Genomic DNA, 8,647 nt, shown 5'->3' with positions numbered 1-8,647 from the left:
AACGGTCCCAATGGCTTGGGTCGTCATGGCAACATGGCGATTTAAAACTCGTGCTCAACCGCCGTATGCGGACCCGCATGTACGGTGGTGTGGGAGGGGTCCCGGGCAACCGGGCCCCTATCCCGATTGTCGTGGTTATCCGCCGTCTGCTTGGTCCGACGGAGTGTAGCCCAAGTACACAGCAATTGACCGAACCAGTGTTTCCGATGCCTCGGATTTTGCAGTAGCAAATAAACCGGACCACGTATCCCACGCGACCTCGATTTCGTTTGTGCCATCGGTGTAGTCGCAGAACATCTCGCCGGGGCCAGCGATGAGTTCACAGGCGGGACGAAGCCCGAAGTGCTGGGCAATGCGTGAAGCGTATTCCGGATATTCGATTTGGTCGATCGAATCAATCTCGTACCTGAGTCGCGAAGATGCGTCGCGGTGGAACGCTCCGGGTGGCGAGTGCATTTTACGAAGAATCTCTTACGCGGATTTAAGTCGGATAACGACGGCGGTAACGGGGCCGCCGCCAAAAAACTATGATTTCAAAACCCGCGTCACCGGCGGCTCCCGTTCACCGCTTGGTTACCCATCAATCTTTGCGGCACCAACGGGGTCTATCCCAAGTGCTGTGGTTTTGGGTTCTTGAGGCGGATAGAGCTTCGGGTGGTCAGTACCTGCTGTGTAAAGTTTGGCAGTTCCATCGTCATGCAAGGCTAATGAAACGAATAGCTTGTCCGAGGCCCAAGTGTAAATGTCAACACCGCCATCAAGGTTGTCGTTTCGCCATTGCTTCTCGGGATTTCCAAATCTCTTAACGAACTGGTCGAGCAGTGGTGTACTTGCCGCGATCTCTGTTACAGCCATTGCCGGGTAATGAATCTCAATGCTGAGTACAGCATTCTTTAGAAAGCGAAAGTAAGCCGTAGGGACTTGGTTCTTACCGTTGTTGATGACAACGAAGTGATCGTCACGCATTGGTGTAGCATTTGGGCCGGAACCTGGCACTGCCATCGGAAGCCGTGACAGGAATTCATCCATTGTCGAGCCGATTCCAACACCGGCAATGCGAATCGTAATTGCGTTTTCTTCGGTCGTTTGCTTCGGTTGGTCGGCGATGGAAATCGGTGCGACCATTGCGAATAGAATGAATAGCAGTGATGTGCCGAGCGGAGTGTTAGGCATGGCATTTCCGTTGGTGGTAGGTGCTTCAGTTGGGTAACAAAATAATTATACAGGTTTGAACCGGTATATACTCATACACCTGGTTTTATTTGGTCAATATACCCAGCTGTCACCCGTCGATCTAGTCAGAAACTGGCAGGCCGGGGGCACTGCGGGCTTTGGTGCGACCAGGCAGTCGGGGCAGTATTGCCTCCGCATTGACGACAGTCTGGGCATCATCGGGTGATGGATTCGTCTCTCCCGATGGAGCCAGTAAAGAAGCTCGACGCTTTCGATGGAAGGCATGTTTAATCGGTTGGTAACTCGGGTAGGCAGAGTTCCCGACGCTCGGCCCACGACTCCACCATTCCTTTTCTGACCGGTGCATTGCGGATCGGAACGATCCGCTTGAATCGGTAGCGGCAGATGCTGCAGATGCAGTACTGCGTTCGCGTGCCGATCTTCTCTTGGACTCGGGTGGTTTCGACTCGCATCGTGCCCTCTTCGCATCGGGGGCAGGCCGTCGAGGGCGTTTCGTGTCCTTGAAGTTCGGGGCTCATAGTGATTTCCTCCGGACGAACCGCTTGCTGGATGTCGACGAGTGGCCCTGCGATTGAGGTCGCCGGACGAATGACTTTTTGGATAGGTTGTTTTCGCTTTTCGCTTCACGTTGCCGAGCGAGTTGCTCGAACGTGCGACTTTGTCGCTGATGTCGCTGCTTTTCCGTTTCCGGTGCTTGCTTGGGCCGGTTCTTTGGGATCCGTGCCCAATTGCCGTTGGTCAGGACCTCGGCGGCACAGCGGCCGTACCGGAACACGTCCCGCATGTCGTTGGGGATCAAGGTGTCGATGTGCTCCCAGATTCCTTTCTCTTTGTTGAGCTTCTCGTTTAGCAATTGATCGAATAGGTCTTGATCCTCGATCAGGCACCGGGGCAGCATCATCGACATGTCGTCACCGGGTTCGCGGTTGACCATCACGTTGTCCATCCATTCCTGGAAGACGGTCGTGTTGATCATGATCAAGTGGATGCCGGGGACGATGTTCCGTTTGGCCTTCTTGCCGATCTCGTTGTCCGAATCGATCGCCAGCTTGCGGAAGAACCGCAAATTCATGCTGCCGTGATTGCCACCCATCGACGGATAAACATGCGGACCGGCCTCGTCATTGACCGAACGGCAAAAGCCGATGATCTCGTCCTTTCGGTTACCGTCTCGGGAGTCGATCAACGTCATTCGAGCTCGCATGTCCGGACCGCCGTCGAGGGTCTCGTACGGACGCTGGATCCACTCTTGGACTTGATCCCAGGTATCGACCGTCCCGTGTCGGATCAAGCATCCCCGTTGACGGTTGTCCCAACCGAACGTCGCGCAAACGAAGTGATCGACCTGCACGTCGATGGCACATGTCAGGAAGTAGCAACCCTCGGGCACCTGGCCGAGCTCCCAGTTGCCGACGCACAATCGCTTGGCGAGTTGTTCCCACTTCATTTCGACTTTGAGCGGCACCCACGCTTCGCCTTCCCAGTCGTTGGCGAACGATTGACCGGATAGGCTGAGCGATTCGATGTAGGCTCGAGCGTAGTCGGCGAACGTGAACGTCCAACCGTACATCCGGGATAGGTTGAACGATCGCTCGCGGATTCCGTTGGTTGGCTTTCCGATCAGTTTGCCGGTCTTGTCGACGCGTTGGCCGGCGGCGCACCACACGCCCTTTTGGATCATCCCGCGTCGATGCGACTCGTCGATGGTCTTGTTGCACGATTCGCAAACGTAGTGTGCCGTTTGGTAGGCATGCTCTGGATTGATCGCCTCCTCGGGACCGCCGCCCCACATCAATCCGCCGTCTTTCCGCTCGCCGGTCGTGTTGCGACGGAGGCGTTGATGGTGGGAACAATGCGGACAGGGAACGTGAAAATACTCGTTGGAGGATCGTTCGACGAACTTGGTGATCCGGCAAGCTCCTTTGATGGTCGGCGTGGATTCGCCGATGAACTTTCGATCCGGAATCTCGCTACCACGGGCGAGGGCCAGTTCGATCGAGTCGGCTTCGCTCTTTTGCTCGCGCACCCATTTGGACACCTCGAGCAGGTTGACGTATTTGGGGTCGATGTCGCCGAGCGTGGTGGGCGATCCGGACCACGCGCCGTAGGTGGGGATCTTTCCGCGATCGAGAGATCGCGGTCTCATCGAAGCTTCATAACTGGTGACTAACCTGTTCCGGATCGCTGGCGCTGATCAGAAACGTGGTCCTGTGATTATTGATGCTGAAATAATCACACCACTAAAAAATCGCTCATCCGTTTCAGCAATCAGCATTTAATGCGGAGCGATCCCGTTGAGCGGATATTCATATACGTCAATGACTGTCGCAGGGGAAGTCATTTGTGTATCGCCTGGTAGCCTAGGCAATTCCATCCGTTGTAACGCTAGTTTGCATTGGGTAACAATGATCACACTAGGTTGAGGACGGTGCAAACGTGATCCGTCTGGATTCACCGGGCTGGTCGGGAATCACGCCGATCGGAAAACGATCGGATTGTCCATTGATGATCGTTTCGATCAAGGCTTCACCGGCGGAAATCGGTTCAGGCCGTTTCAGCAGGATGATATCCCCGCCTACCTGTCCCAGTTCGTATCGTTTCCCGTCACAATGAAGCCACAGTTCAACTTCGGCTGAATGACAACGATTGGGAGCAATCATGGAGTTACCTGCCGGTTACGAAGACCAAATTAAACGCTACTGCCAGCGGCACGAGGCAACGACCACTCGTGTTCTTGGTACCGGAAGTCATGGTCCGCCTCTTCTTCAAGGCCCAGAGTCCGATGTATTTCTCGTTCTTCAGTCGGTGTCAATCCTGCTGTGCCAGATTGCCGGTCCGACCGGGAAGGATCAGTGCGTTTGGTACCTCCCAAACGTCTCGCGTATGCCGCGACTTTGTAAGATCCACAATGCCCAAAGTCCGATCGGTTGGCCGAAAATGCTTGCGATCAATGCCCAGGTAAAGGACGATCGATTTAGGAATGCTCGTGCGCCAAAGATCACCACGCCTCCCGCGATGAGCAATGCGATGCAGAGCCCGAAAATGAGTGCAACATCAACCTGGCTGGGCGGCAGGCCCTGATCGGGGACCAAATTGGTACTGGCAAGTAAAACCAAAATCAGGTTTCCGAGCCCGATCACCACGGCAGCGATCCCAGTGACGAGCAGCCCAAACCCCGATATTCGATGTTGAAGATCCAGGTCGAGGCTTAACGCATCGTGAACAGCTTGAAACACTGTGATCAGGATCACGAGACCGAACCCGATGCACATTAACAAGGGAGGCAGCCGCAATTGCCCCGTTCCTTGCAAGAGAGCGCAAGTCACCATTCCGGAGTGAAGCATTCCACCGAAAGCCACCAGCAGAAACAACAATGCCGCCGCCCATTTTGGAGCGATTCCGAATTGCCTGACAACGATGGTTCCAATCAAGACGCACGCAGCCACGATTAGAAACGTGTTGGGAATTTCCACGAACCAGTCCGCTGCGTTTAACCCAGTGGCCTTCTCACGAAATGCCAGAGTCGAGTGCCAAATCGATAAGGGCGTTTGGCTTGCAGTGACGCCAAATTGCCAGTACTCCAACGTAACTGCTCCGACGGAAACTTGATCACCATCGAGACGTTCCGCATCGAGCGACGAATGCCAGCTAAACATCGCTAAAAAGAGAATGGCAGTCGCAACCAGTAGAATGAAGAACTCCGATCGAGTCGGTCGCCGTCCGGGGATTGGGTGGTCAGCCGCTGCCGTTCCATTTTCAGATCCACCCGAATAGCTCGATCCTGACGACGTCGATGCCGATGAGGATTGAGCTGCTTCGACATCGAAGTCACTCTTGGCGATCGAATCGAGATCGTGTTTGACCTCGCTGACCTGTTGGTAGCGACGATCTGGTTCGGATGAAAGCGATCGGAGGACAACTTCATCCAGGCGAACGTCGATCTGGACCTTCTTTGAAGGTGGGGCAAAGTGACCGGCTGGAATCTGTCCAGTTAGCATCTCGTAAAAGACAACCCCCAACGAGTAGATATCAGCGCGATGGTCGACGGCATGAGATCCTTTCATTTGTTCGGGAGCCATGTAACGCGGCGTTCCCATTACTTGATAAGCATCCGTCAGCGTGAAATCCTGGTCTGAAGCCGACGCCAGTTTGGCCAGTCCGAAGTCTGCAATTTTGACTTGACCTTGCCGATCGATCAGGATGTTCGCCGGCTTGATGTCTCGATGCACGACGCCGTGATCATGCGCGTACTGTAGGGCGTCGCAGATCGGAGGGACGATTGCGAGCGCCTGTGCAGGCTGCAGTTCGCCTCCCTCAATCACTTGCCGAAGGTCGGTTCCATCCACGTATTCCATCAGGAAGTAGTAGAGCCTGAGCGGGGCGGCCGACTCACCATCGGATGCTGGAATTGTCACTTCACCAAAATCATAGATCGCCACGATATTCGGATGACTAAGCCGGGCGAGGACGCGAGCCTCGCGACCGAATCGTTCAGCAAAAGTCTGGTCGCTTGCCGACTCCGGACGGACGATCTTGAGGGCCACGTCGCGGTCTAATTTTTTTTGACGGGCCTTGTAGACGGCCCCCATCCCGCCGTGACCGAGCAACTGCGAAATTTCCAATTGCGGAAAGTGTGGCGCGAGCGACTCGGCATTGAGCGGCACGAAAGATCCCGGTCGAGCACTGGTTTGTGTACCGCCAGGTGTTGGCTGAGAGCCGTCAAGACTGTCGAACCCTGCTCCCAACAGGCACTTCGGGCACATCCCGGCCGGAGATTTCTCCGGCAAATCGACCCCACACTTTGGACATTGCTTCATTTCGCCCATCATACCGACTCTCCATTGGCAAGTGACTACATCTCTCTACTCCTCATGACGGAAACAGGGACAATGGTGACCTCGTTTTTTTAATTCTTCACAACTCCAAAACAGCAAGCAAGTTACGCATCTCGTCCTCGATCTCTTCCGGTCCGGAGACCGTCTGGCAGATTTCTTCACGCAACCGCTCTCGATAGCGACGCCGAAGCCGTGAACCCGCTTTCTTCGCTGCCGCCTCGGTCATGTTCAGTCGGTTGGCGACCTGGGCATAGGTTGTCCCGGCGTGGTCTCCCAGGATGAATCCTTTCAATTCTGCAAAATGATCTGCCTTGTCCTTCGCGGAAAACTCCGCCTCGAGAGATTCCATGACCCGCGTCAACATCGTGATCGCCCAGTGTTTGTCATAGAGCTGTTCGGCGGTCAGGCCGGAAGCCGGTTCGATGCAGATTTGTGAATCGGCCGATGCGAAATCCAGAGAAATTGGCGGTCGTCCACCACCACGCTTCAACGCCTTCGCCTTGTCCCACTCTTTGGAGAGGAAGTGTTTGAAAGCCGTGATGAGGAATGCGCGAAAACGACCGCGATCAGCGCTCGCATCGGCGAGGTAGTGCTTTTCAAGCAGCCGCTCGAAAAAGGCTTGCGTTAGGTCCTGAGCTTCATGGCTGTCATCGACGCGTCGACGCACGTAAGCGTAGAGTGGTGGCCAATAGGCCTGACACAATTTCTCGAGGGCTTGAATCGAGTCTTCGTGTACATGATTTCCAGCCGCGATCACGAGACTCCATGAAGTCGTTGCGAACTCGCCCAATGGGTTACTTTGAGAATCCGTACGACTACTTTTTCTTCTCATGCGGAGTAGCTTACACGCATTGGCTACTTTTCGCACACATCATTGGTTCGTGCAAAGACGTGCAGGTCTCAAATTCATGCACCACTTCCGAAGAAAACTCAGAATTCGGTGCTGTGTCTCTACCAATTCAGCTCTTTATGCCCCGCAAGTCCTCATGTATTGCTCCCCTGCCAGCTCGTCTGGCAGGAAGCGCTAGTGCTTTGTCAAAATATATATTTAGGGTTAGTGAAGTGAGCCGACGGCGCTAGCGGGCTGTTGATTTAGTGCACGATTGGGCGTTTTCGTTTAACGGCAAGCCGCAGGCGTCTGCGTTCTCAAGCTCTGTCGCCTGCGGCTTGCCGTTAAACGATTAAAACAACAGCCCGCTAGCGGCGTGTTGATTTAATCGTAACCCGAAGCGTGAGCGAGGGATTCATCACCATTAAGTCCTTTGTATGTATCCCTCACTCACGCTTCGGGTTTCGATGAGGACTAAATCAACAGCCCGCTAGCCGCGGGCATTGCTCGACGCCCGACGCTAGGGGCGTGTCGATTTAATCGTAACCCGAAGCGTGAGCGAGGGATTCATCACCATTAAGTCCTTTGTATGTATCCCTCGCTCACGCTTCGGGTTTCGATGAGGACTAAATCAACAGCCCGCTAGCGCGTTCGGCTCACCCCAAAATTAAATTTTGACAGACCACTAGCTTGCAAACTTTATTCACCCACGAGACGAGTTCGTGGGGGTCAAAAAGATGTGTAGGATGAAGAGACCAATTCAGTCGTGTCAGAAATTGGGAAACACTCGCACCCGACACATCCAGATGCCAGGCCATTCCAACCCTCGTCTCGACCTCGCAGTCCTCGCGTCTGGCCCTAATCATCGCGTGAACAATAAGTGATGGATTCTCAACGTGGCGTCGACTTTCAGTCGACGTTTCAGGGTTTGGCGACTGAAAGTCGCCACCACTTAATGTTCACGCGATGCTAAGCAAATCGCATGTAGGTCTTCAATGGCGCGTCCAAGGCGATCACGAAATTCGTACCAAATGCGGCGTGCTGGCGTGTAGCCAGATCCAATCCACTGCATCGCCCCATTGAGCGAGCCATCTTCGAACCAACTTACGGGCGACCGTCTTCCTTTGAGATACTGGTAGCGCACCATTTTGAGCAGCACGATCGGATCATAGGCTTCACTTCCGACACCAAGGTAACGTTAAAGCGAGTTTTTTTCGACTCAAATCCGTTACGCTCATGATGACCTCCGTGTGACCTTTGAATTTGCTAGCAACGCACAGTTTGTGCGAAATTCAAGAATCCACAAAGGTCATTGTTTTGCTCTAACCAACCGCCAGCAAACGACTTAGAGCGTGTTTTAAAAAGGGGTCTGACCCTTTGGAGGCGAGTCGATTTCATTGGGTTTTTGGCCTCGCCGGAGAGGGTCAGACCCCTTTTTAAAACACGTTCTTAGATGCCGCACGACCTCTGAGGCGGGGAGCGGGGAGCCAAAATATCGGCGAGAAAAGCCGAAGTTTTTCCAATTTTGTTGGAAACTTCGGCTTTTGGTCCGGGTTTGGCACCAATACCGTTCAATGAACCGATTTAATGTAGTGGATCTTGTAAAAGATCTCAGCGCAAGCGGGCTGTTGATTTAGTTTGCATTGCAACCCGAAGCGTGAGTTTTGAAGACTGCCATATGGTTTTCAAGTGGGAAGGCAATTTTGTTACGGGTACATATTTTCACCGGTCTGCTCGGAAGCAGTTTTCGATTCGCAATCATCGGAACTGACGCTGGATTGAAAAATCG

The 8,647-nt window shown here is 53.8% G+C and carries 7 protein-coding genes; all 7 read right to left on the bottom strand.

The genetic code is table 11. The features are described from left to right. Positions 1-135 precede the first annotated feature (135 nt). Positions 136-456 (bottom strand): hypothetical protein, encoded by a 321-nt coding sequence (locus Pla100_RS30045; RefSeq protein ID WP_146583060.1) that lies wholly within the window; start codon positions 454-456, stop codon positions 136-138. Between the two features lie 117 nt (positions 457-573). Further along, positions 574-1,173, bottom strand: a complete 600-nt coding sequence (locus Pla100_RS30040) for a hypothetical protein (RefSeq protein ID WP_146583058.1) — start codon at positions 1,171-1,173, stop codon at positions 574-576. A gap of 287 nt (positions 1,174-1,460) precedes the next feature. After that, positions 1,461-1,712 carry a hypothetical protein gene (locus Pla100_RS30035; protein ID WP_231603815.1) on the bottom strand — a complete coding sequence of 84 codons (252 nt, stop codon included), beginning with the start codon at positions 1,710-1,712 and terminating at the stop codon, positions 1,461-1,463. Next, complete coding sequence (locus Pla100_RS30030; RefSeq protein WP_146583056.1) at positions 1,709-3,340, bottom strand: terminase gpA endonuclease subunit; 1,632 nt, start codon at positions 3,338-3,340, stop codon at positions 1,709-1,711. Before Pla100_RS30030 ends, Pla100_RS30035 begins: the two co-directional genes overlap by 4 nt. 268 nt (positions 3,341-3,608) lie before the next feature. Beyond that, entirely contained in the window at positions 3,609-3,854 is a 246-nt protein-coding gene (locus Pla100_RS30025) for a hypothetical protein (protein WP_146583054.1), read from the bottom strand. Positions 3,855-4,043: 189 nt separating this feature from the next. Beyond that, on the bottom strand, positions 4,044-6,011 hold the full coding sequence (locus tag Pla100_RS30020) for a protein kinase domain-containing protein (protein WP_197168355.1): 1,968 nt from the start codon (positions 6,009-6,011) through the stop codon (positions 4,044-4,046). Between the two features lie 97 nt (positions 6,012-6,108). Further along, positions 6,109-6,861 carry an RNA polymerase sigma factor gene (locus tag Pla100_RS30015; protein WP_146583050.1) on the bottom strand — a complete coding sequence of 251 codons (753 nt, stop codon included), beginning with the start codon at positions 6,859-6,861 and terminating at the stop codon, positions 6,109-6,111. Positions 6,862-8,647: the final 1,786 nt, after the last annotated feature.

This window comes from Neorhodopirellula pilleata (assembly GCF_007859915.1).
GTDB classification, from domain to species: Bacteria; Planctomycetota; Planctomycetia; order Pirellulales; family Pirellulaceae; genus Rhodopirellula; species Rhodopirellula pilleata.
Note: the sequence above shows the minus strand (reverse complement) of the source record. Positions and strands in the feature narration are given on the sequence as shown.